Source organism: Psychrobacter sp. Ps1 (assembly GCF_022129425.1).
In the GTDB taxonomy this organism is placed as follows: domain Bacteria; phylum Pseudomonadota; class Gammaproteobacteria; order Pseudomonadales; family Moraxellaceae; genus Psychrobacter.
Map to the genome: position 1 here is coordinate 100,344 of NZ_JADQAN010000010.1, position 25,242 is coordinate 125,585.

Annotated in this window: 20 protein-coding genes; 11 read left to right on the top strand and 9 right to left on the bottom strand. The window is 42.5% G+C overall.

Translation table 11 applies throughout. The annotated features are described in order from the left end of the window. Positions 1 to 22 precede the first annotated feature (22 nt). Positions 23 to 1,297, top strand: a complete 1,275-nt coding sequence (locus tag I3249_RS06975) for a hemolysin family protein (RefSeq protein WP_057758257.1) — start codon at positions 23 to 25, stop codon at positions 1,295 to 1,297. Positions 1,298 to 1,343: 46 nt separating this feature from the next. Here the strand turns inward: I3249_RS06975 and I3249_RS06980 are convergent, their stop codons facing one another. Next, positions 1,344 to 2,060 (bottom strand): YggS family pyridoxal phosphate-dependent enzyme, encoded by a 717-nt coding sequence (locus I3249_RS06980; RefSeq protein ID WP_269137223.1) that lies wholly within the window; start codon positions 2,058 to 2,060, stop codon positions 1,344 to 1,346. 353 nt (positions 2,061 to 2,413) lie between these two features. Here I3249_RS06980 and I3249_RS06985 point away from each other — a divergent pair, with 353 nt between their 5' ends. Both I3249_RS06985 and I3249_RS06990 read left to right on the top strand, forming a co-directional pair. Then, positions 2,414 to 3,469 (top strand): type IV pilus twitching motility protein PilT, encoded by a 1,056-nt coding sequence (locus I3249_RS06985; RefSeq protein WP_057758253.1) that lies wholly within the window; start codon positions 2,414 to 2,416, stop codon positions 3,467 to 3,469. Positions 3,470 to 3,601: 132 nt separating this feature from the next. Beyond that, positions 3,602 to 4,723 (top strand): PilT/PilU family type 4a pilus ATPase, encoded by a 1,122-nt coding sequence (locus tag I3249_RS06990; protein ID WP_238069259.1) that lies wholly within the window; start codon positions 3,602 to 3,604, stop codon positions 4,721 to 4,723. A 129-nt stretch (positions 4,724 to 4,852) separates the two neighbouring features. Here the strand turns inward: I3249_RS06990 and fur are convergent, their stop codons facing one another. Further along, the gene (gene fur, locus I3249_RS06995) at positions 4,853 to 5,287 is read right to left on the bottom strand and encodes a ferric iron uptake transcriptional regulator (RefSeq protein ID WP_058024231.1); all 435 of its coding nucleotides are present in this window, start codon (positions 5,285 to 5,287) and stop codon (positions 4,853 to 4,855) included. 327 nt (positions 5,288 to 5,614) lie between these two features. On the opposite strand from fur, the gene bamE reads away from it, so the two are divergent. Continuing rightward, entirely contained in the window at positions 5,615 to 6,034 is a 420-nt protein-coding gene (gene bamE, locus I3249_RS07000; RefSeq protein WP_058024230.1) for an outer membrane protein assembly factor BamE, read from the top strand. A 50-nt stretch (positions 6,035 to 6,084) separates the two neighbouring features. On the opposite strand, the gene I3249_RS07005 is transcribed toward bamE, so the two are convergent. The 4 genes from I3249_RS07005 to I3249_RS07020 form a co-directional block, all read right to left on the bottom strand. After that, entirely contained in the window at positions 6,085 to 6,456 is a 372-nt protein-coding gene (locus tag I3249_RS07005) for an RnfH family protein (RefSeq protein WP_238069261.1), read from the bottom strand. Then, the gene (locus I3249_RS07010; RefSeq protein ID WP_102078085.1) at positions 6,444 to 7,577 is read right to left on the bottom strand and encodes a hypothetical protein; all 1,134 of its coding nucleotides are present in this window, start codon (positions 7,575 to 7,577) and stop codon (positions 6,444 to 6,446) included. Before I3249_RS07010 ends, I3249_RS07005 begins: the two co-directional genes overlap by 13 nt. Before the next feature lie 354 nt (positions 7,578 to 7,931). After that, positions 7,932 to 8,600: a c-type cytochrome gene (locus I3249_RS07015; protein ID WP_101205531.1), complete on the bottom strand. Its 669-nt coding sequence runs from the start codon at positions 8,598 to 8,600 to the stop codon at positions 7,932 to 7,934. Between the two features lie 318 nt (positions 8,601 to 8,918). Beyond that, a complete protein-coding gene (locus I3249_RS07020) occupies positions 8,919 to 9,254 on the bottom strand; it encodes a c-type cytochrome (protein WP_238069263.1) in 336 nt (111 codons plus the stop codon). Positions 9,255 to 9,641: 387 nt separating this feature from the next. Here I3249_RS07020 and yihA point away from each other — a divergent pair, with 387 nt between their 5' ends. Beyond that, on the top strand, positions 9,642 to 10,397 hold the full coding sequence (gene yihA, locus I3249_RS07025; RefSeq protein WP_238069264.1) for a ribosome biogenesis GTP-binding protein YihA/YsxC: 756 nt from the start codon (positions 9,642 to 9,644) through the stop codon (positions 10,395 to 10,397). Positions 10,398 to 10,520: 123 nt separating this feature from the next. On the opposite strand, the gene I3249_RS07030 is transcribed toward yihA, so the two are convergent. Together I3249_RS07030 and I3249_RS07035 are read right to left on the bottom strand one after the other, a co-directional pair. After that, positions 10,521 to 11,228 carry an HAD-IA family hydrolase gene (locus I3249_RS07030; RefSeq protein ID WP_238069266.1) on the bottom strand — a complete coding sequence of 236 codons (708 nt, stop codon included), beginning with the start codon at positions 11,226 to 11,228 and terminating at the stop codon, positions 10,521 to 10,523. 133 nt (positions 11,229 to 11,361) lie between these two features. After that, positions 11,362 to 12,372 (bottom strand): RluA family pseudouridine synthase, encoded by a 1,011-nt coding sequence (locus I3249_RS07035; RefSeq protein ID WP_101205527.1) that lies wholly within the window; start codon positions 12,370 to 12,372, stop codon positions 11,362 to 11,364. A gap of 1,189 nt (positions 12,373 to 13,561) precedes the next feature. Here I3249_RS07035 and I3249_RS07040 point away from each other — a divergent pair. Next, complete coding sequence (locus I3249_RS07040; RefSeq protein ID WP_238069267.1) at positions 13,562 to 17,731, top strand: Rne/Rng family ribonuclease; 4,170 nt, start codon at positions 13,562 to 13,564, stop codon at positions 17,729 to 17,731. Between the two features lie 116 nt (positions 17,732 to 17,847). Here I3249_RS07040 and I3249_RS07045 read toward each other — a convergent pair whose 3' ends face one another. Then, positions 17,848 to 18,789: a DUF808 domain-containing protein gene (locus I3249_RS07045; RefSeq protein WP_102090795.1), complete on the bottom strand. Its 942-nt coding sequence runs from the start codon at positions 18,787 to 18,789 to the stop codon at positions 17,848 to 17,850. Between the two features lie 405 nt (positions 18,790 to 19,194). On the opposite strand from I3249_RS07045, the gene I3249_RS07050 reads away from it, so the two are divergent. The 5 genes from I3249_RS07050 to I3249_RS07070 all read left to right on the top strand — a co-directional run bounded on the left by I3249_RS07050 (position 19,195) and on the right by I3249_RS07070 (position 25,155). After that, a complete protein-coding gene (locus I3249_RS07050) occupies positions 19,195 to 20,049 on the top strand; it encodes a DsbC family protein (RefSeq protein WP_238069268.1) in 855 nt (284 codons plus the stop codon). A 417-nt stretch (positions 20,050 to 20,466) separates the two neighbouring features. Further along, entirely contained in the window at positions 20,467 to 21,807 is a 1,341-nt protein-coding gene (locus I3249_RS07055) for a homoserine dehydrogenase (RefSeq protein ID WP_238069269.1), read from the top strand. A gap of 109 nt (positions 21,808 to 21,916) precedes the next feature. Further along, positions 21,917 to 23,098, top strand: coding sequence for a thiolase family protein (locus tag I3249_RS07060; RefSeq protein WP_238069270.1), 1,182 nt, complete (start codon positions 21,917 to 21,919; stop codon positions 23,096 to 23,098). Positions 23,099 to 23,496: 398 nt separating this feature from the next. Continuing rightward, positions 23,497 to 24,345 carry a PRC and DUF2382 domain-containing protein gene (locus I3249_RS07065; protein WP_238069271.1) on the top strand — a complete coding sequence of 283 codons (849 nt, stop codon included), beginning with the start codon at positions 23,497 to 23,499 and terminating at the stop codon, positions 24,343 to 24,345. A gap of 243 nt (positions 24,346 to 24,588) precedes the next feature. Further along, entirely contained in the window at positions 24,589 to 25,155 is a 567-nt protein-coding gene (locus I3249_RS07070) for a DUF2382 domain-containing protein (protein WP_179798156.1), read from the top strand. The last annotated feature ends 87 nt before the right edge of the window (positions 25,156 to 25,242 follow it).

Genomic DNA, 25,242 nt, shown 5'->3' on the forward strand with positions numbered 1-25,242 from the left:
TTATTTCTTTTTCGAGTACGTCATGAGTTTGCTAACCGCTAGTGTTTTTCTTCTTTTACTGCTTGCCTTAAGTACCTTTGTCTCTGCTGCTGAGATTGCCATTGCTGCAGGCCGCAAAATCAAGCTCCAAATTATGGCAAAAGAAGGCGATGTTCGCGCACTTGATGTGCTCAATATGCAAGAGCATCCTGGTAGCTTTATCACCGTCGTACAAATAGTGCTAAATGCGGTCGCTATTTCAGCTGGTGCCGTGGGTGAGTCGGCCATTAGTCCTTATCTCGAGCAGTTATTGAATAGTGAAACGATAGCATCGGTTATATCGTTTGTACTTATTACGAGTTTGTTTTCACTACTTGCTGATCTAATGCCTAGGCGTTTGGCCATGTCAAATGCAGAGACGATAGCGGTACGGCTTGTGCGCCCGATGATGTTGTTAATATTTATACTAAAGCCCATTATATGGGTGTTCGATGGGGCTGCAAATATCCTGTTTAAGCTTTTTGGCATCTCAACCATCCGTCAAGATGATATGACACCAGAAGATATTTATGCAGTGATGGATGCAGGTGCTGAAGCAGGTGTATTAAAGAAGCAAGAGCATCACTTGATCGAAAATATCTTTGATATGCAAGAGCGTACCGTTACTTCAGTAATGAACCCTCGCGAAAATATCGTTTACTTTGATACCAAGACAAGTACCGAAGAAGTCGTTAATATCATGATTGAGCAGCCACACAATAAATTTTTGGTCTGCCATGATGATGATTTAGAACATATCGTTGGCTATGTGGAATCTCGTAGCTTTTTAGCTTTGGTTTTGAACCAACAAGAAGTTAGCTTAACGAACAAGACTCTATTGAAACCAGCACTTTTCGTGCCTGATACGTTGTCTTTGTTTGAAGTATTAGAGATGTTTAAATCTACTGGCGCTGATTTTGCGGTTATTGTGAATGAATATGCCCTAGTCGTTGGTGTTATCACCTTAAAAGACGTGATGAGCATTGTGATGGGTGAGTTGGTAACGCTAGAGGAACAACCTATCGTCCAGCGCACTGACAACTCGTGGCTAATCGATGGCATGACCCCTATCGAAGATGTAATTCGTGCATTAGATATCGTCGACCTACCACGCAGTCAAAATTACGAGACTATCAGTGGATTTATGATGTATATGCTCCGAAAAATCCCTAAAAAGACCGACACGATTGAGTATGCCAATTATCGATTTGAGATTATTGCGACTGATAATCTCAAAATTACGCAGATGCTAGTCACCAAATTAGAAGATGTTATTTAACTTACTGGCTAGTTAAAGGATGCTTAACTAGCCTTTTCACATTGTTTCAAGCACGTTGACCAAAGATAGCAGTGCCGACACGTACCATTGTTGTGCCGTTTTCTATCGCTTCTGCCATATCACCACTCATACCCATACTAAGCGTATCCCAGCTATCTAGCTCTGGACAATCGGCTTTAACCTCTTCAAACAACTGCTTAGTTCGAGCAAAGGCATCCGTATTTGCCTTAGCAGGAATAATCATTAGACCACGTAGCTGTAAACGCTCATACCCTTTGATCGCTGTTATCAGCTCTGGCAACTGAGCTGGCAAACATCCGGATTTGCTATCTTCGTTATCGATATTTAATTGGATCAACACATTCAATGGTGGCAGGTCAGCTGGTCGTTGGTCATTCAATCGTTTGGCGATGATATCGCGCTCAACCGTTTGCACCCAATCAAAGTGCTCTGCAATGTCACGTGTCTTATTACGTTGAATACTACCGATATAATGCCAAACGATACTTTTGCCTACAGGCTGAGCTTTAAGTTCAGTAATTTTTTCGATGGCTTCTTGTAGATAGTTTTCACCAAAATCACGCTGTCCCTGCTTCGCTAAAGTTGCAATCATATCGGCAGGTTTCGTTTTCGAAACAGCCAACAGCATAATATTGTCAGCCTGTCTGTCAGCATGATCACATGCTTGCTTCATCTGCGTATTAACTTGCTGCCAGTTATCGATAAGTGTCACTTCATCAATATTGCCATTCATTTCCTTCATATTTTGCCCTTACTGCTTGATTGATTTTTTGAAATTTTTTTCTGCAATTTTTATTATAAAAAAACACAACTATCCGATTTTTAAAGTAAATCAGAAATAACTTCTATAAGAATTATTTTAAAACGATACAGTTCTGGTTTTTCTTAATTTAGTAGATGGTTAAATACTCACAGTCTTGTTATGATATTGTTACATGCTTTAACATATGCTGCTGAATATGCTAGTGATGGTAAAGACCTGTACTAGTGAGCTTCTTGCCATTTCTTATTATACTAAGGCTATCGATGAATAGTTTACCACGTACTTTTATAGTGTTTTGTCTTACCTAGACTAAGTGATAGGAATATCAAATTATGGCCGAAAAAAACAATCTTAATATCGAAGACTTACTGCGCTTTACGGTTAAGCATAAGGCGTCAGATTTACATATTTCAGCAGGTATGCCGGCCATGATACGTGTCGATGGTGAAATGACCCGTATCAATATGCCAGAGATGACCCATCAGGTCGTGCATCAGCTTATTTATGACATCATGAATGATAAGCAACGTGCCGACTTTGAGGAGTTTTTTGAAACGGATTTTTCTTTCGAAATTCCTAATCTAGCACGTTTTCGTGTCAACGCTTTTAATCAAAACCGCGGTGCAGGCGCTGTATTTCGTACCATTCCTTCTAAAGTATTAACAATGGAAGACTTAGGTATGGGCGATGTCTTTAGACGCGTTTCTGACTTTAAGCGTGGTGTGGTACTGGTAACGGGCCCAACAGGTTCAGGTAAGTCAACAACACTTGCGGCGATGATTGATTATATTAACGAAAGCCGTAAAGAGCATATTTTAACTATCGAAGATCCGATTGAATTCGTGCATCAATCTAAAAAAAGCTTGATCAATCAGCGTGAAGTACACCGTGATACTTTGGGTTTTGAACCAGCATTGCGCTCTGCCTTACGTGAAGATCCCGATGTTATTTTGGTTGGTGAGCTACGTGACCTTGAGACTATCCGCTTGGCACTGACAGCGGCAGAGACTGGTCACTTAGTGTTTGGTACCTTGCATACCAGCTCAGCGGCTAAAACGATTGACCGCGTTATTGATGTATTCCCAGCTGCTGAAAAAGATATGATCCGCGCTATGTTGTCAGAATCATTGCAAGCTGTTATTTCACAGACCCTGTTACGTCGTCAAGCAGGTGGACGTATAGCCGCCCATGAAATTATGATAGGTACCCCTGCTATCCGTAACTTGATACGTGAGAACAAAATCGCTCAAATGTACTCTGCTATCCAAACAGGTGCAGGCGATGGCATGATCACCCTTGATCAAACGTTAAAGAACTTGGTAAGTAAGGGAACCATTAGTAAAGATGTTGCACGTCCTTATGCCAAGCAACCTGAGGCATTTTTATAGTATTGATAGATAGTACTGACAGATACCACTAAAAATAATAAACAACTTATGGTCTCTGTTTTTACTTTATTACTTTTTACTCACGTATTTAAAATATGATTTTAATTGACTTACATCTGGTGCAGGTGCGATATGGACATTGATAAACTATTACAATTAATGATCAGCAAAAATGGCTCTGACCTTTTTATTACTGCTGACGTAGCACCTTCCATGAAAGTGAATGGAAAAATTTTACCTGTCGGTAGAACACCTCTGAGTGCTGAGCAAACCATGAGATTGGTCAAAGGTGTAATGACACCAAGCCAGCAAAAAGAGTTTGAAGAAACCAATGAGTGTCAATTTGCGATCTCTGATGAAGCGCAGCAAGCTCGCTTTCGAGTCAGTGCATTTGTACAGCGTGATATGGCAGGAATGATTTTACGAAAAATTGAAAATAACATTCCAACGGTCGAAGAATTACGCTTACCGCCAGCTTTAAAAGAATTGGCCATGAAAAAACGCGGTATTGTTCTATTAGTTGGCGCAACGGGTACAGGTAAATCTACTACCCTTGCTGCAATGATAGGACATCGCAATCAAAACTCTCATGGTCATATTATTACGATAGAAGACCCTATCGAGTTTGTTCATAAGCATCGCGGCTGTATTATTACCCAGCGTGAAGTTGGTATCGATACCCATTCATTTGAAGCGGGCCTAAAAAACACGCTACGCCAAGCACCCGATGTCATCTTAATCGGCGAGATTCGTAACCGTGAAGTCATGAGCTATGCTATTCAGTACGCAGAAACTGGCCATCTAGTGTTTGCAACGTTGCACGCAAACAACGCTAACCAAGCAATTGATCGTATCATTCACTTCTTTGAAACCAGTCGCCATAACCAGTTGTTTATGGATTTGTCGTTGAACCTGCAAGCTATTATCGCACAGCAACTTATCCCCACACCTGATGGTAAAGGAAGACGCGCTGCTATTGAAATTTTGCTAAATTCGCAGCTGATCAGTGACTATATCCGTAAAGGGGAAGTTCATGAGATTAAAGATGTGATGACACGCTCACGAGACAGTGGCATGCAAACCTTTGATCAGGCACTTTTTGATTTGTACGAACAAGGAGAGATAACGTATAAAGAAGCGATTCTACATGCCGACTCCCCTAATGATCTACGCCTCAAAATTAAGCTAAGTAGCAAAAACGGCAAGGCTAATTTAGATGAAGGTGCTGATAGTTTATCGTTAGATGTGAGCTAAGTTATTGAGTTTCCCATACAGAATAGACATATATAAAAGAAACCCTCGTTATTTATAACGAGGGCTTCTTTTATTGTTCGATATCGTAGTGCTGATAGAAATAAGCGTTTCTACTTATACGCTAGACAATTACTTCGCGCTGTCTCTACAGGCTTGATCCGCGCAGATACCATATAGCACGAGAGAATGCCCAGACAGTTTAAAGCCATGTTTTTCTGCGACTTTCAGCTGCTCTTCCTCGATCATCTCATTATGGAATTCAATGATTTTGCCACAAACATCGCAAACCAAGTGATCGTGATGCTCTTCTTGGGTAATTTCAAACACTGACAAGTTATTTTCAAAGTTATGACGCTCAACGATGCCCGCCTGCTCAAATTGTGTGAGTACACGATAGACCGTGGCAAGACCAACATCTTCACCTTGTTCGATGAGCGCTTTGTATATTTCTTCTGCACTCATGTGGTGTAACTCGGCGCTTTCTAGCAGCTCTAAAATCTTAATACGAGGTAACGTAACCTTCAATCCTGCTCTACGTAAATCTTGATTGGTAAAAGAAGCCATAATATCCCTTCTGACTGTGACAGTCTTAGCAAATGAAAAACTAAAAAATATGAGATAAATAATCGTTGCTGATTATTCTTTATTAAATATAAGTGGTTTTAACACCCTCAAAACAGTGCTGATGAGGTGAAGGACTGCTTTATAATTCCCTGAATAACCGCAGTGCAAGCCTATGAATTTAAAATATAAATAATAAAACCATTCAGGTGGTGTTTGGTAAATAATGTCGTAAGTGGTAGGCAATTGCAAGTAAATGACGTATCATTTGTCCAAGATTGTCGGTCAGACTCGCACCATCTAACTTTGGCCGCGCCTAATTCATTTCTTATGAGTCATCTTACCATGATAAAGACATTAAATTTTCGTCCGTTAAGCCATGCCAGCGTACTACGTAACATTGTTATCACCAGTATGCTGAGCGCTACTGTCGCTATGTCTGGCTGCTCACTATTGAGCGTTTATAAGATTGATTTGCCTCAAGGCACAGCAATTACTCAAACCCAAGCACAAAAACTAAAAGTAGGGATGAATCAGAACCAAGTACTTTATATCCTTGGCAGTCCTGCGATTAGAGATACCCTTGAGCCTAAGCGCTGGGATTACATTTACGATTACCAAGCAGGCACCGAAGGCCGCCGTAAAGGCATTGCTGATGTCAAAAATGCAAGCCAACACTTAGTCGTTTACTTTGATGATAATGGTTTGGTCACTCGCATCGAAGGTATCGAGAGCTTACCAGCATCGTAATCCGTACGACTTATCAGCTCGAATGACTAACAGTTAAAATTAATAATAACTTAACCGCGAGATTTATTTTTGCGCTGAGACATTGGATCAGCGCTTAAACTGCGATATACCTCGATACGGTCAAAAGGCTGTAGCAAATAGCTTAATGGCTGTTTCTGCGCATAAATCCCTACATGCCAACGTTTCGCAGTTGGCGTGGTGATATCTATTACTTGCTCACACCATTTTGCCAGCTCAGCAAACTTTTCAAGCCACCCTGCTTGCGCCAATGCTTCATATAAACTAGTACCTTGTCTAACCTGCAAAGCTAGATAATGCTGGCGCTGCTCATCTTCAGCATACGCCAGATATACTGTTATTAGATTGGCTTGCGTAGACTGTGGCACACTGCTGTCACGACCTTCGACCGTTAGCTCAACCACTGCATCACCCAACCTATCAATGCTAGCAGCAATGCTAATGGTACGACTAAACGTATCGCAACTCGCCACAAGTTATAAACTGCTTCATTGCTAAAATTCAGTGACTTACGTAAATGGCTGATTTTCATCTGCCAACCCGCAAATACTGATAATAATAGTACAGCAATGCTACTAATAATAACCAAGATACCAACTAACCATGCTGTCGGAATCGCAACCACTAGTAATAACGCTACAGCAAAAGTGATTATCAAACTAACTAATAATCCAAATTTATGCGTTAACTGTTGCGTGCTGTAATGTAGCAAGTAACTGGCTACAAATAAAACCCCGCCCCAATATAACAGCTGTCCAATTGGCGGTAGCGACATACCACTAGTAAATAAAGCCACTACTCCTATCAGCAGTTGCAATACCCAAATCGGTAACACTAACTTGGTTGCACGGTACTCACGAGTAGCCACTCTGTTTTTTGGTTGCTGATTGTTGGCTTCTACCGCTGTGACTGTCTGCTTACTCACCAAGTTCTGACCGAACCAGTATAGTCCTGTACCCGCACCGACACTCACTAATGCTAGCGCGACTGCGCGTGCCCATTCCGTCAAACTGACATCCGTCATGGCAAAACCAGCACTTGGCACACCGTTTGCGAACCCTAGCAACAACCCTATTACCATCAACCCCAAACCAATAGGTAAAGGTGCAACACCCAGCAAGCTTAAGAGTAACGCAATGACCATCAGGCCTGCAGCCACTGCGAAGCTAGGCACATCGGGTACGCTATTTAGCTCAGTTAATGCAGACAATATACCCGTACTTGCGCCAGATATAACCAACGCTGCAATCAGAATAGAGACTAATGCCGCTAACCAACCAAAGCTGCGCCATATTGGACTGACATCTGCTTCACGAGTGAGCTTTTGCATACCCGCTAGAGGTCCTTCGACACTGCGATAGGCCAACGCTATTTCAGCGTAGACAACTGGCAGTGCAACCAATACCATGGCTAATAACCATAGTAACCAAAAATCAATCTCACCAATTGACGCAGGTGCAAACCAACGAAATAGCAATAACGGTAGTAGCGCCGCGATAAAATAAGAAGCATAACGGATCATCATAATTTCAATCCAAACGATCTAATACCATTCACAAAAACTAGAGTAGCAAATAAAACAAGTGCAAGTACCACGCATGGTAGACCGAACATGTTTGACAAGGCTAATCGTATTTTGAAAATCGGTATAAAGTGAATAACAATAACTTATAATTATACAGAGCAACGACTGGCCTCTGTAAATGAATTCATCTAAATACTGTCTTAATATAAGGGACAAACAGTTATAAAAAAACCCCGAAATCGGGGTTTAGTCATTCAGATATAATCAATATGCGATTCAGTACTCAGTGGCTTCATTCAATGGCCTTCTATGCAAAGCAAAGTATGTATCAGATATCGCATCAGTGCGACTCAATTAGTGAATAGCACTTACATAATCTGACAAGATACGAATGTCACGATCTGATAGTTTCGATGCAACCGTTTGCATCATACCCATCTCGCCTTCTTTGGCTGCATCATTGACTCGTTTTTGATCATCGCTATCGATATCATCAACACGTCCAGCGGCACGGAATAGTTTTAGCTGAGTAGCAATATACTGAGCATGCTGTCCACCTAGTTTTGGAAATGCAGCCCAAGTGTTACCTGCGGCGTCTGGACCATGACAGCCGGCACAACCAATAACACCGCGCGACTTGTCGCCGCCCAAGAATAGCTTAGTCGCTTCTTGGTTGGTTGCAGGGTTGCCGTAGCCAACGCCCCAAGGCGCTTGACTGGCGTAATAACCTGCTACGTTGGCTAGGTCTTGTTGAGACAGATTAGCAACTTGTGATTGCATGATACCGTTTTTGCGATAGCCTGCTTTAAAGTTGACTAGCTGTTTATATAGGTACTTTACGTTTTGGCCGCCAAGGTTTGGCTGTGCAGGAACAATGCTGACGCCATTAAGACCATGACAAGCGGCACAAACGGTTTCTGCAACTTTTTGACCTGCATTGACGTCATATTCAGGAACAATAATAGCAGCTTGTACGCTGAAACTTGCAACGCATAAGCTGGCAGCAGCGATTAACTTTTTCATTGATACAAATCCTACTAGCTCGGCGTAAGCATTATTTAGAGTGATTGCACTGGTAAGATACCTGATATAGCCGCCTCTTTAATCATGAGAATGGCGTATATTTTGAGGTCTTGGACACAAGCAGTCTGAAAGTACTTACTAACATCAGGGTTTATTTTCGATTATTATAGCAAGACTTTGTATCATTTGCCTACTTAATCATAGTATCCATCAGTTTTCTGGCAACACAATATACAATATGACGCAAAAACAAAAAGCGCAGATAGGTTATTAGCCCAGCGCTTTATTTTATATGTTCAAATTATATTTATAAGTCGATTATTTGCTCATATATTCGATAAGTTTACGATAGTCGTCATCACTACATTTGTCGCAAAGACCACCTGCTGGCATTTGCGGCATCCCACCTTTGACAGACTTAATGAGTGTCGGCATACTTTTTTGTTTGATCAGCTGTTGCCATTTGGCACTATCACCTTTTTTAATGGCATTCAACGCCCCACTATCGTGACAGGCTGCACATGAGTTATTATAGGTAGTGGCGATATCTGCCGCACCTGCGCTGCTAATCATAATGCCACTTAATAATAGTCCAGCACTGCTAGCAATTATAGCGCGATAACTCGTGCTAAGAAGTTTACTGATTGAAAACATAGAGCACCTCCTCGTGATATTTCACGTGTCTCATCAATCGTTCTATTAAACATCCTTCGTTAAACATTGTAACAATATATGTCATATAAACATAGAGAATTTGGATATGGCTTTGTTAAAGCTGAGAACTTGTCTTAATGACTGACCAACTTTAATGTTATCCTACTATTTATATGATGCTAATCGCAGTTATTTCAATAAGTAAGACACGGAATAGTATAGAATAGCCAGTAATATTAAATAACTACTTTTATGATTTGCACATAACTGCATCGATGAAAAATAACCTTTTAACTTGATTTACCTATCGCTTGACCAATTACTTGAATCATCAGCTGACTAAAATTTTATAATCGCATCCAATTTTTTAAGATTAATGAGCCATTTATGAGTACCCCGTTTAACGATGTCGCCGCTGAACATGCCTTGTTCAATACCAAATCTCGTCAGAAAATTCAGCAAACTGAGTTTATGATGTCAGCACCTACTTTTCGTCTCTGTCCGCCTGATATGGGATTGGAAGTCGCTTTTGCAGGTCGTTCAAACGCTGGCAAATCATCAGCTATCAACGCCTTAACCAATCAGCGTCAATTGGCTCGCTCGTCTAAGACACCTGGACGCACGCAGATGATTAACTTTTTTAGTATCGGTGATACTGACAGACGTTTGGTTGATTTGCCTGGTTACGGCTATGCCGCTGTTCCCCTAGAGATGAAAAAAGAATGGCAGGTTGAGCTAGAAGAATACTTGGTATCACGTTCAAGCCTTGCAGGTCTAGTACTGATGACAGACATTCGTCATCCGCTTAAGTTTTTTGATGAGCAAATGCTGCACTGGGCAAATGATGGTGAGCTACCAGTACATATTCTGCTGACCAAAGCAGATAAACTGAAGTACGGTGCTTCTAAAAATGCCCTCCTTGAGACTCGTAAACGCCTGAAAAAACTGGGCTTAAACTGTACCATTCAGTTGTTTTCGGCCCTCAGAAAAGAAGGTCTCGATGAGTTGGCTGGGATAATGGGCAACTGGTATGAGTATCAGCTTGATGCAGACAAAATCATCGAGTCTTCTTTTGCATTGCTAGAAGGCGCTGAGTTAGAAGACGCTATTGAAAAAGAAAGCGTTGAAAAAGAAAACAAATAAACATCGTTGTCTCCAATAAAAAGGGTTTATCGCTATTACGATAAACCCTTTTTTATTGCCTGTTTATTCAATCATTATTATCATCGGTATGCTATAAAAATAATAAGGGTTATAAAAGTAGCTCTACCCGCATAACAAATCTACTAGCGCCTGTGGAGTATCAACTTGATAGGTTGGGTTTTGCGCAGCAAGCTCTGCACTCGTTGCCGTACCATAGTTCACCGCTATACTGGTCATACCCAATGCTGTTGCCATCTGAATGTCATAGATACTGTCACCGATAAACACAGCATCAGAAACCTGCTGCTGCGTGTACTCCAAAATATCGGTTAACATCTGCGGATCAGGTTTTGAGCCTGACTCATCAGCACAACGCGTAATCGCAAAATAATCATGGCTATCTGAAGCATCTAATACACGATCTAGCCCTTTTCTTTTTTTACCCGTTGCTACGGCGAGCGTTTTGCCTTGCTGCTGCAAAATTTGCAACATACGCTCTATCGGTTCAAAGAGCGGCGTACTGTGACTATTTGCAATATAGTACTCTGCATAGGTTTGCTGAATCTCAAGCAACTGCGCATCGTTTGCCTGCGGATATAAAATCTTAATCCCATTCATTAAACTCAGACCAATGATATCTTTTACGGCTTTATCAGTCGTTTTAAACCCGTGTGCTTCGCCAGCTACATGCATAGAATCAACAATCAGGCCGATTGAATCCATTAGGGTGCCGTCCCAATCAAAAATAATCAACGTCTTATCAGACAGATTGTGTTCTGCTGATGGTTGAGTATTTATGATGCTTTCTGAAATTGTAGCTGGTTTGGTCATGGGTTTACCTTGATGAATAAAAGTAATAAATAGCAGATACTAAAACGTCACGGTGGCTTATTCGTAAAAATAAGATATCGTGACGTTTAGGAAAGTACAAAAATAGTTTGGCACAAGAGTTTATTTTGGAAAACTATTCAGGCAATTTCGTTGTTTCTGGTAGCCAATCTGCCATATCGTCTGGCAATGGCGCAGTGATGGTCTTGTAGCCTGGAATGTCTAAGCGCCATGCATGTAGACACAGACGATGGACGCCTGATTTGTCATGGACGTTATATTTATCATCACCTAAAATGGCATGACCGATATGCGCTAAATGTACACGGATTTGATGAGTGCGACCCGTCAATGGCTTGGCTTCAATCAAGCTGACTGGCTGACTATTAATCGTAAAGCGATCATGGATAATAATATCAGTCTGGCTTTCTTTCGCTTGTGGATCTTGGCTATCTACTTTCACTCGGCGCTCACCACTGGCAAGCGTGTAACGTAGCAATGGCGCATTGATACGCTGCTCATTAAGCGCAGGTTGTCCTTTGGCTAGACATAGATAGTGCTTTTGAATGGTCTTGTCTACCAAATGCTGCTGCAATACTTTAAGCGTTGAGCGTTTTTTGGAAATCATCAGCAGCCCTGATGTGTCTTTATCGATGCGATGGATCAGCTCTAGGTATTTTTTACCCGTCACTTCACGCATGGCTTCGATAACCCCGAAGTCCAAGCCGCTACCGCCATGCACAGCGATACCAGAGGGTTTATTTAGCACTAGCAAACCGTCATCTTCATAGACCACGCGCGCCAGCAAGCTTTTGGCAAATTCGGTGCTAATAATTGGTTTTTCACGCGTTGCTAGCTCTACAGGGGCAATACGTACCACATCTTCACGCTGCACTCTATCGTGTGCTTTACAGCGTTTATTATTGACGCGTATCTCATCTGAGCGAATCATTTTATAAATATGTGATTTTGGTAAACCTTTTAGACGGTTTAACAAAAAGTTATCCAAACGCTGATCGTGTTGATGGCGCGTTACTTCGAGGTAGTTCACCTTACCGAAGTTGCTAATCTCATCGTCAGCGCTTTGTGGGCGTGTTTTGCTATTAAAAATAGCAGGGGCTTCATGGGTAGTAGCGTCGTCAGTCATTTTTGAGTTTGTCATTTTTAGTTAGGTATTTACACAAAGATTTGCTATAGTTTAGCATGTTGAGCGACAATTAAGCAGAGGCGACAGCAATAATCATTGTTGTTACAAATAGTTGACCACCATTTTATTGCTTGTTAGTTTTCTACTACTCGCCAGTAAAGAGGTTGACACTATTTATCCTGCTGACCTGACACGTTTCATCTAATTTTAGGGCGCGTTATTTATTTAGAGGTATTACTTACCAAATATAGCCCTACAAATTAAAAATACTGTACTGAATGTTATTCGGTACCATAAAATAAATAGTGACACTAAATACCTTCGCGTTAATAACGCTGATAATAAATCAGCTTATTAACCGATTACAACACAACACTGACTCACTAATTGCATGACAACGACCGTACTTGATAACCAATCATTATTTAATGACTATTTATCTGATGGTTCTTTATGCCAGCATAGTTGAGCAAGTATGGGTAGTTTAGCGTTAGGATCGAAAAGTATATCGATAGCTGCCTAAGTATTGGTGGTCAAACAGATGACGATAACAATGTAAATACGATACCACGCTGACAAGCTGGTCCATTACTCTGTTTGCCAAGTACGCCCCGCTGATAACAAAAGCTGCGACACCTAACCTTGAGACACCCAAGATATTATTGACGTTATACGAAGAACGATAAACAAAGAGTAACCAATTGCTTCACCTGAATAAACAACCGCTGAATGATGCCACTATATAGTAGCAATCATGACCGCGATATTATTGTTAGACTTTGATGGATGAATGGCAACAGCACCACGCCTTTTTAATATCAGTATTTTTTAGAACTGTAACTGACCCTCGCCCACGCTTACAACGTGCGCTGAAATCACTACCAATAGAACGTACTGAGAATAAGAGCGCTTTGACTCGCTGACACATTCATATATGTACCAAGTTTACTGATGATAAAATATAAGTACCGTAGCTTTACACCCTATATTACTGATATTAATGTGAGCGCTGCTCATTATTTCAGGTAAAAAAGAAGCCATTGAAAAAGCCCATGTGCTTTATGAAACCCACGATTTACGTTCTACCGTTAATGAACATCTACACACGCTAATCACAATATTAGCCACACTTGCCACTATGTCCTAAAGACTGTCTTATCGTTGTCATGCGTACTCATAGGATACAAATATGAAACGCATTTTGATCAACGCCACTCAAAACGAAGAGATTCGTGTCGCCTTATGTAAAGGCAACCACCTGTACGATTTCGACCTAGAAAACCGTACCCGTGAACAAAAAAAATCTAATATTTACAAAGGTCATGTGACCCGTGTCGAGCCATCGCTCGAAGCAGTATTTGTCGAATATGGTTCTCAACGCCAAGGATTTTTGCCAATCCGTGAAATCTCTGCTGAATACCTAAGCGGCAACCCACGTGACGAAAACATCAAAAAACTGATTAAAGAAGGCGACGAGCTAATCGTCCAAGTTGAAAAAGAAGAGCGCGGCAATAAAGGCGCTGCCCTATCGACGTATGTGTCATTAGCAGGTCGCTACCTAGTATTAATGCCAAACAACCCTCGCGGTGGTGGTATCTCACGTCAAATCTCGGGCAAACTGCGTGAAGATATGAAGCGTATGCTGAGCAACCTTGATTTACCAAAAGGCATGAGTGTCATCATTCGTACTGCTGGTATTGGTAAAACGCAAGAAGACTTGCAGCACGATTTAAATCACTTGCTCAACATTTGGCAAGCCATTCAAGAACAAAACCAAAAATACCCATCACCGCGCTTGGTTCACCAAGAAGCGGGCGTTGTCACACGTGCTGTTCGTGATTATCTGCGTGATGATATCGCTGAGATTTGGATTGATAACGAAAACGCTTATATTGAAGCGGCTGGGTTTATCGATGCGGTAATGCCAAAACAAGCCGAAAAGCTACGCAAATATACCGATTATGAGCCGATGTTTTCGCGCTTCAATATCGAAAAGCAAATCGAAACCGCTTATCAGCGTGAAGTACGCTTGCCATCAGGTGGTTCAATCGTTATTGACCAAACAGAAGCACTGGTCTCTATTGATATTAACTCAGCTAAGTCAACCAAAGGTTCAGACGTTGCTGAGACCGCTTACCATACCAACTTAGAAGCAGCCGATGAGATTGCTCGTCAGCTTCGTTTGCGTGATATGGGTGGTTTGATCGTTATTGATTTCATTGACATGAATGACAATAAGCACCAAAAAGAAGTAGAAAAACGTCTAATCGACGCGACCAAATATGACCGTGCGCGCGTTCAATTTGGTGATATTTCTAAATTTGGTCTGATGGAAATGAGCCGTCAGCGTCTACGTCCTTCATTAGAAGAGTCAACAGGCTATATCTGCCCACGTTGTCATGGCAACGGTATGATTCGTGACTTGCGCTCATTGTCGCTATCTATCATGCGTCAAATTGAGCAAATCGCTCTAAAAGAACGTCAAGGTGAAGTACAAGCAGAAGTCCCAACAGACATCGCAGCATTCTTATTAAATGAAAAGCGCGATAGCTTGGTTTATCTTGAGCAAGACAGTGGCACTCGTATCACTATTTTGCCACACGCGCATTTAGAATCACCAAACTTCAAGCTTCATTTCAACCGTGATGGCTTTGCACCATCGAGCTATGAGCGTATCACTGATACTCAGCAACAAGAGCACAGTGACCTTGGCTACAACGTTGACTGGCAGACTGCTGAAAAAGAGCGTCCTGAACAGCAACCTACTCGCCAGCCTCGTAAAACTGCAGATGATAAGCAGAACCGCTCAAACATTCAGCAAAATGCAGCCACGCAAACGCAGAACGATACGGTAAATCATAGCAATGATCGTCGTAATCATAAAAATACCAACGACGTGTCGCCTGCACATGCACCGCAAGCTAATAAAACTGCTAGTGTTGCCGCTCCAGTAGCACCGCAGACACAGAGTGTCGAAGCTACTGCTCAACCAAAAGCCGTTGCATGGTTATCAAACCTATTTGCTCAAGCACCACAAGCCACTACGACACCTAGTGTCAGTAGCCGAGATGCCGCTCAAGCAATCGAAGCGCTAGTAAACACTGGCGCGCAAAGCTTAGGCTCGTTTGGTCAAGTTGATAGCAATGCCTTGAATAATGCCGCTGCAACTGGTGAGCAGCCAATTCAACAAAGCAACAGTCAGAAAAACGACAGCCAACAGTCAGATAACAACGCTAATCGTCAACAGGCGCGTCGTAATGATAGCGATACTGATGACAGCAGCAATGAAGACAGAAGAAGACGTAAGCCGCGTAAGTCTAGATCTTCTAAGCCGCGTCAAAGAAAAGAGACAACTGACGAGAATACTGGCAACGTAAACAGTAGCTCAGAAAGTACTAACTCAAACAATGCTGATGACAAATCGTCTGATACTCAAGACCAAAGACAGCAAGACAAGCGTCAAAACGATAACAGACGCACGAACGATCGCAATCGTAATAACCGCCAAGATAGCAGTCAACAGAACAGCAATCGTAACGCAAGCGAGCGCAGTGATGCTGACAGCTCTAAAGCAGATGAGCAAACTCGTACTAAGCGTAAATCGCATAGCCAACGCGGCTCACGCGGTAAGCTAGAGCGCGGTGAGACACTAACGGCTGACAACGTTAAGCAGGGCAAACAGCAGAACGCTAGAAACAACGATGCTGCCAATAGCAAAAATCAGCATAGTGCACGTCGCAATCAAGACCCTAACGAGGTCGTGCTACAGGTCAATGAAGCGCCAACTGAGTTAAAAGCCCCTGAAGTGGTGCATCTATCTTTAGATGATAGCAAATCCACACAGGCCAAAACTCAGCCTAGTGAGCAGCAAAGCGCGACAAACAACATAGCAAAAGATGAGCATTCAAACGAAACAGCTGCTCAAAAACTTACTGATAAGCACAGTAGCAATGAGCAGAACACTGATAAGCAAAAAACCACTGCTTCGAACGCTGATAAGAAAAGCGATAACGAAAAAAGTATGGTGGAAGCAAATGCCAATCAGGTAAATGACGATAAGCGTGCATCTACCGAACAAGCTAAGGTGCAAAACGATGTACCTAAGCATGAGCAGGCTGCTGAAGAGAAAAAAGCACTTGTAGCTGTAGAGGCACCATCCACCTCTATGAGTAACACCGAAAGCCAAGCGGAAGCTCCAACGTTGGTAACTGCTGATGCTGAAAAAGCTACAGAGACTCCAAAACAGCAGGAAACCAAGACTGCTGAAAATGTGAGTAAGGGTGATGAAGCTCAAAATACTCAGGCTGACAGTAATAGTGCAAGCACAAGTAGTGTGAGTAACTCAGCACTTGAGCTAACCCATGAAGCACTATTTGGCACACGTTACGTGACTGCTGAAAAGTTTGGGCAAGCGAGTAACGATCCACGTGTAGTACTCGCTCAGCAAGCCGCTCAAGCGGACAAGCCAGCTGCTACTAATGTGCCAGCAATACGTGGTACGGTTGGTGAGTTTATTCGCACCACGCTACCAGAGGCGCAAACTCGCTTAGCAGAAGAAGGCATTATCAACTGCTTTATCGCGACTATTGCTTTGCATAATGAGCAATCTCAGAGTACTGATAACAGTCCTAATACTGCTAGCCAGAGCTTTGACTTTAGCAACTATGGCTATCAACCATTGGCTGCCGACTACCTCGCACGCTTTGAAGCGATGACCAAAGCTGTCAGTCAATTCGCAGCAGCACAAGGTAAGACAGACGTTGAGCCACGTGCTATCACTAAGCGTGCTAGCAACGATCCACGCGGACAGCATCCTGATTATCAGGAACCCGCTGTATTGAGCGTACCTGCTGAACAAGTAAGTGACGCGGAACCAGCTATCACTGAGCAAACCGATAGCAAAGTCGATGCGCATGACGTTGAAGCAACTGCCCTCGCCAATCAGACACAGACAGAAAACGTCAGTGCTGATAGTGAGCAATTGCTAGAAGTCGAGCGTGCTCAGTCAGAAGCTAAGGACGCAGAAGTCGAAATCCCTGCAGAGCAAACTGGCAATGAAGTAGAAGATGCTGCAGAAAACATAGCTGCAGAGACTGAGCAGACGACTGAATCGGCAGTAGTAGAAGCTACTAAAGAGACTAGCAAAGAAGACAGTCAGGCAGCTAAGTCTAAGACGACTATAGCCAGCTATAAAAACATGATCGAAAATGTGGCTGAGCAATTACTACCACAGACCGGTATGTTCAATCTGACTACGCCAAAAGTACCAAAGGCGCGCAGTCGTAAGCCTAAGACGGATCATAAGAAGCCGACGCAGGCTGAAAAGCTTGCATCTGATGATACAGACAGCGACAGCTAGTCATATAAGCTCAAACGTAAAAGCCCCAAAGCTATTCGTAGCTTTGGGGCTTTTTATTTTAATACAGTCAAACTTACTTGCTAATTCAAACGAGAGACAATAAAAAGCAGATAAGCTTAGTGCGCAGAAGACGCTGTGTCATCTTTACCACGCATTTTGCCAATAGTAGTAACAATAGCTACTACAATAGCGCCAACAATCAGTCCGACTAATCCATTTAACAATGACGCGGTTAACCCTTCAAATACCCCAGTAAGATGGGCAATGTCTTCTACACTGTGATGCAAAAAGCCGATACCGTGAACGATAATACCGCCGCCCACCAAGAACATCGCAATCGTGCCCGCTATGGACAAAAATTTCATAAGCTTTGGCGCAGCTGCAAGCATAAACTCGCCAAACTTGCGCTTACTATCACCTGCTTGTGAGTTTTCAATCAAATGCAGACCCGCATCATCAATCTTGACGATGCCTGCAACTAAGCCGTAGATACCGACGGTCACGACAGCAGCCACTATCGAAAGTACGATGCCTTTTTGGACAATATCGCCACCAGCTGCTGTAATTGCGCCTAAAGAGATAACAATAATCTCAGCTGACAAGATAAAATCGGTACGTATGGCACCTTTGATTTTGTCCTTTTCAAACGCGACCAAATCTACCGACTCATCTGCGTTGGCTTTTAAACGGGCATTTTGCTCTTCATCATGAGGCAACAACTTCGGCCAAAACTTGTGAATGACCTTCTCAGCCCCTTCATAACTCAGGTATAACCCTCCGATCATCAACAGCGGAGTAATCAACCACGGTATAAAATAACTGATCAATAGCGCCGCTGGTACTAAAATCACTTTGTTCACGGCAGAGCCTTTGGCAACTGCCCAAATGACGGGGAGCTCACGATTTGGCTTAACCCCTGTGACCTGCTCGGCATTGAGTGCTAAATCATCACCAACTAAGCCCGCGGTTTTTTTGGCAGCGACTTTGGTCATGACGCTTACATCATCCATTAAAACACTGATGTCATCGAGTAAGGTTAATAAACTGGCACCTGCCATGTGTGCTCCTTAAAGCAAATTTGTTAAAGTAAGTCGTTCTCAAATGGTTCATACAATGCACTTTATACAGATTTTTATAGAAACAATGCGATTAGCCATAGATTACAAGTTCAAGCAACTATGTTAAATAGCACAAATGTATCTTGTTTTTTGAATTTATGTTGATAGCTATTCTTTAAAGTTGGCTTTACTGATACTTCTTGGCTGCCTTCCGTTCGCTATTATTTGGCGTAAATATGGTAATATGAAGGATGTTATTACCTATCTTTTATTATCAATAAGTTATAAAAACTTCTTCAATGTTAGACCTTTAAAACACTGCCAAGACACATTACTATATAGAAAAGTTTATAGCGCTTTTTATAACGAACTCATGATTAGGCGCGACGCCTATAGGAAACCCGTATGCCGTTCCCCACTATCAAAAATACCACCTTACGTAATCCTCTTTCTCGTACCGTTCTATCTCGTTTTATGATGAGTGCGCTGTTAGTTGGTATCGCTGCTGGCTGCTCAAACAATGCCGCTGATGCAACCAGCAATACTAGCGTTGTAAACGCTGCCCAGACAAAATCCACTGCTACTAAGCCCTCAGCTGGTAATGATGCAACCGTGGTGAAGGCATTACAGGCAAATCTAAAGAGTTCTGGTATCGAGGAAACTATCGTTTCAGCTGTACCGACAGATATGGATGATATTTATTGGGTGACCGCTGAAGGTCTACCTTCTTTCTTTACTGATAAAGCTGGCAAGCATATTATTCAAGGTCAGATCATTGCTGTGGGTGATGCCGCTCCGGTTGATATCAGTGCTGCATTGGTTGCTACGACAGCACAAGAAGCGCTAAAAGCCGTCGATAAAAAAGACATGGTGATTTATCCAGCGAAAGGTGAAACCAAAGCCGTTATTTATGCCTTTACCGACGCAGACTGTGGCTACTGTCGCAAACTACATTCAGAAATGGATGATATCAATGCGCGCGGTATCGAGGTTCGTTATTTGGCATGGCCACGCAGTCAAGAGTCTGTACCAAAGATGGAAGCGATCTGGTGTAGTCAGGATCGTAAAGCTGCGATGGATCAAGCAAAAATCGGTGCCAATGTACAATCCCCTAGCTGTGCTAACCCCGTGCAAGAACATATGGCTCTAGGCTCAAGACTTGGTGTGCGCGGTACGCCTGCGGTATTTACTGAGACAGGACAACAAGTAGGTGGCTACTTGCCTGCAGCAGAATTGGCACAAGCAGTAGGCGCTAACTAATCATTTGAGTTATTAATATTAGTCACTCATATTAGAGTGACTAATATTGGCAATCAAGCATAAATGACATATACATATGCCAAACAAGATTGAAGCTACCGCTTTTTTATAATCGTCAGCTGATATAACCTTGATGATGTTGTCTTTCTAAACTTGGCCTTTATAGCATTGGCCTTTATGACATCGCTCTTTATGAGATTGTATAGACGTCACAATGCCTTGTCGGTATGATACGATAAAGCGCGATGCAAAATGAGCAACACCCTTTTTATTTGAGTTTTTTTATTCAACTATGATGAAGTAGATAGGCAGGCAGCACTAGACAATGCGCACAGACGTTATGTTTGATGTCTCAGACTCATTTGACACTGTCATCGCTTATACTGACTTCATTGTATTTAACCTCTTGAGGATACTGTGAGTAATTCCATCAAACTAGCGATACTTGGTCTGGGCACCGTCGGAACGGGCGTGATCAATCTGATCAATGACAATTTAAATGAGCTAAAACGCCGTAGCGGACACGACATTATTATTACCGAAGTTGGTACGCGTCGTCAGCGTGATGATATTGATACCAATATCATGCAAAACAGCGATCTGATGGCAATTGCCGCAAGCGATAATGTCGATATTGTTATCGAAGTGATTGGTGGTACTACCTTAGCCAAAGACGTCATTATGCAGGCCATCAAAAACGGCAAACATGTAGTCACGGCAAACAAGGCTCTACTCGCTGAACACGGTAATGAGATTTTTGCCTTCGCTGAAGAAAACAATGTGCATGTTGCTTATGAAGCAGCGGTAGCAGGCGGTATTCCAATTATCAAAGTAATGCGTGAAGCACTGGCCGCCAACAAAATCGACTGGCTCGCTGGTATCATCAACGGTACTGGTAACTTTATCATGACCGAAATGCGTGATAAGGGCCGTCCTTTTACCGACGTATTGAGCGAAGCACAAGAGTTAGGTTATGCAGAAGCAGATCCTACTTTTGATGTTGAAGGTATTGATGCCGCTCATAAATTGGCGCTACTCGCCTCTATCGCTTTTGGTATTCCGCTACAGTTTGATAAAGTCTACTGTGAAGGTATTACTGGTATTACCCTGCAAGACGTGAATTATGCCGAAGAGCTTGGCTACCGTATCAAGCATTTAGGGTTTGCAGTACGCCGCGATAGCGAAAACGATGGTGACGCAGGGGTTGAATTACGCGTACACCCAACACTTATTCCACAAGATGCGCTATTGGCGAACGTCAATGGTGTAAAAAACGCAGTATTGGTTAACTCACATCCACTTGGCCAGACGCTCTATTGCGGCGATGGCGCTGGTGCTGGTGCAACTGCTTCTGCAGTGATGGCCGATGTCATGGACTTGGTTCGTGTACTGGGTAGCAAAGACCGCGACGATCAGAGCAACACTGGACATCATGTCCCGCATTTAGCATTTATCCCTGACCAGCTATCAGACACGCCTATATTGCGTGCTGATCAGATGGTAACTGGATATTATTTACGTGTGCATGCTTATGATAGCCCAGGCGTATTGGCAGATATCACCCGCATCCTAAGTGATGCCGGTATCAATATTGATGCAATCTTGCAAAAGCCTGCGCATAAAGTAGGTCAAGTGCCAGTGATTATTCTGACGCTACCTGTGGTCGAGAGTCAGATGAATCTTGCTATCGAAAAAATTGAAAAGTTAGAGACCATTACTGATAAAGTGGTACGTATACGATTAGATGAGCTAGCATAAACCACATACTGAAGAAGACAGATGCTTATAATATAAGCAAAAGCTAGCCAATCGGCATCTGATTTCTTGGTAGATACTTAATCAAAACGCACAACAAGGAATAATAACGATGTCAAATGATGCAATTGTAATCCTAAACGGCGCACGTACACCAATGGGTGGCTTTCAAGGCGCACTAAAAGACATGAGTGCTACCGAGCTGGGCGCCGCCGCTATCAAAGCTGCTGTCGAACGCTCAGGTGTTAGCGCTGACAGTGTCGATGAAGTCATTATGGGTTGTATCTTGACGGCAGGTCTGGGTCAAGGCCCTGCTCGTCAAGCCATGCGTAAAGCAGGTCTACCGGATGCGACTGGTGCTGTCACGATCAATAAGCTTTGTGGTTCAGGCCTAAAAGCAGTCATGCAAGCGCATGATGGTATCAAAGCGGGCAGCTTCAACGTCGCTGTTGCAGGTGGCATGGAGTCAATGACCAATGCACCGTATATCATGCCAGGTTCACGTGGCGGCTATCGTATGGGTCATAAAGAAGTTAAAGACCATATGTTCTTAGATGGCCTAGAAGATGCCGATACTGGCAAGCTTATGGGTATGTTTGCTCAAGAAATGGCTGATGAAAAAGGCTATACACGCGAGCAAATGGATGAGTTTGCTATTGAGTCATTGAACCGTGCGCTGACGGCTATCAAAGACAACCACTTTAAAGATGAGATTGAGCCTGTTACGTTTGCCACTCGCAAAGGCGAGCAAACTGTTGATACCGATGAGCAACCTGCCCTTGCCAACGCTGATCGCATTCCTACTTTGCGTCCAGCATTTGCTAAAGACGGTACAATTACTGCCGCAAACGCTAGCTCAATCTCAGACGGTGCTGCAGCTGTCGTCGTTATGAAAGAATCTCAAGCGAATGCTGAAGGTCTTGATTATCAAGCTCGCATTGTTGCTACTGCCTCAAACTCACGTCACCCAAGCGAGTTCACCATTGCGCCAATCGGCGCCATTGAAAAAGTATTAACAGGTGCTGGCTGGTCAGTAGATGATGTAGATCTGTGGGAAATTAACGAAGCCTTTGCGATGGTTACTATGGCTGCAATGGACGAGCTAAAACTTGACCATGCCAAAGTAAATATCGAAGGCGGTGCATGTGCCCTTGGTCATCCAGTAGGCTGTTCAGGTGCTCGTATTCTGATTACGCTTATCAACTCTCTAAAGCGCACTGGCGGCAAAAAAGGCGTCGCAACGTTGTGTATCGGTGGTGGTGAAGCGGTAGCCGTTGCTATTGAACTTGCTTAAATAAAGCAGGTCTAACTGACTTAAAGTAAGTTAGCTAAATAATACTTAGATAATTATTGTTTATTGAGAAACCGCATTGCTAATGGTAATGCGGTTTTTTTGTGTCTGCTTTCTTTCGATGAATGTTGAATATTACTCTGTGTAAAGTCTCGTTAACTTCTACCCCCTCCTATGTTATGCCACTTACAGCCTATTACACGCAATTACTGCAAGCGCACACTTTGCTACCTTGCTTATATATCTCATCAAAAATCACGGTGTTAGGATAGCTACAAGTTGATAGGGAAGCTATTCATTTGGCTTACCATTAACTGTAATAAATACGGTTCTACTAAAAATTAATAACAACATCAACCATTACACTATAAAAAATAAACTCGCAAAAAAGGAATATAACAATGAGTCAACTAATCCGTTTAAAAGATATTCAAGCTACTCATCAAGACTTAATTGGTGATGACTATTATGACCCAACGCACAAAACTGCTTACGGTATCAATGAAGAAAAAATCGGTAAAATCGAAGGTGCCTTAGTAGAAGACACTACTGGTCGTATTCGTTACTTAATCGTAGATGCAGGCGGCTGGTTTAGTTCAAAAGAAGTACTGGTACCAGCAGGTTTAGCCCGTATCGTTGGTGATGATGTCTTCTTTGATAGCTTGACCAAAACACAAGTAGAAGCCATGGAAGTATATGATCACGATTACCAGTACAGCTATAAAGAGCAGTATGAAAGAGATCGTCAAGCATTTACTGCTGATACACTCCCTGTAGAAGATCGCGTTGATATTGCAGATCATTCTTATGACGCACCAAATACGCTAGAGCTATTAGAAGAGCGTCTGACAGTGAATAAAGATCGTATCGTCGCTGGCTTAGTAAAAGTAGGTAAGCATGTCGTTACTGAAGAGCGCAATGTCGATGTAGATCTAGAAGAAGAACATGCCAATATCCAACGTACTAGCGTAGATCGCCCAACAGATCGTCGTATTGGTGATCTCGATGCTACTGAAACAGTTGAAGTTGAGCTACAGGCCGAACGTGCTCGTGTCAGCAAAGAAACCTATGTTTCTGAAGAAGTAAATGTTGGCAAGACGACCAATCATCACACTGAAACTGTGGTTGAGACCATTCAACGCGAAGAGCTAGATGTTGATGGTGACGGCAACGTGGTTGACCGTGAAGGTAACTTAGTAGACCGTGATGGTATCACAGCAGAAGATGTACGCCGTGCTCGTGGCATGTAATATGCTAATAAGTCATAGTTTAACGACGTAAATTTCCTATATCGTCAGTTAAATATGATAGTAATAATCAGCTAAACTCATATGTTTGGCCATTAAGATCAGAGCATGTCTCTGGTCTTTTTTGTATTCATAACATGAGCGAATGGTTTATAGTATTAAATGTAGCTAGTTAATATATGTAGTTGGCATATAACGTTTTAGATTGTTGAAAACTCATCATTTTATAATTATAAAGGAACAACAATGACTACTGAAAATGGAAACAGCCTTTACCAAGATGACTTGGATAAAGAACAAAATATCTCAACGAAGCAGACGAATAATACCGTCAATGTTGGACACTTAGAGCTATTAGAAGAGCGTCCTGTCATTAACAAAGAACGCTTAGATGTGGGTAAAGTAACCGTCACCAAGCATTCACGTACTAAGACTGTTGAAGTGCCAATTGAGTTGGTAGAAGAATATATCACCATTCGTACTGATTATCATGACGCAGAAAGCCAAGATTTACTCTCTGGTAACTACGATGAAAAAGACATATTGCGCCACGTCGAGCCTTCTTTGGATAGCAAAGCTGTAGTGACCATTAATGGTAAACAAATAGAGATTGGCGATGAACCGATTGATATTGTGCTATCTCGCCAAGTGGCTACTATTACCAAAGACACCTACGCTATTCAAGACATCGAAATTAACAAAAGCACCCATGTGCATACTGATAGCATTCAAGTAGAGCTCAAGCATGAAGAGTTAGATGTGACTGAAGAAGGTCTGTTGGCTCATGGTTCTGATACAACTCCGTTAAAATAAGCGCTGATAGGGGAGTTTCCTAAAAACTGTGTAACTGCTTATAATCCACTAACAGGAGAATAAGCAATGACTAACCAAACTGACATC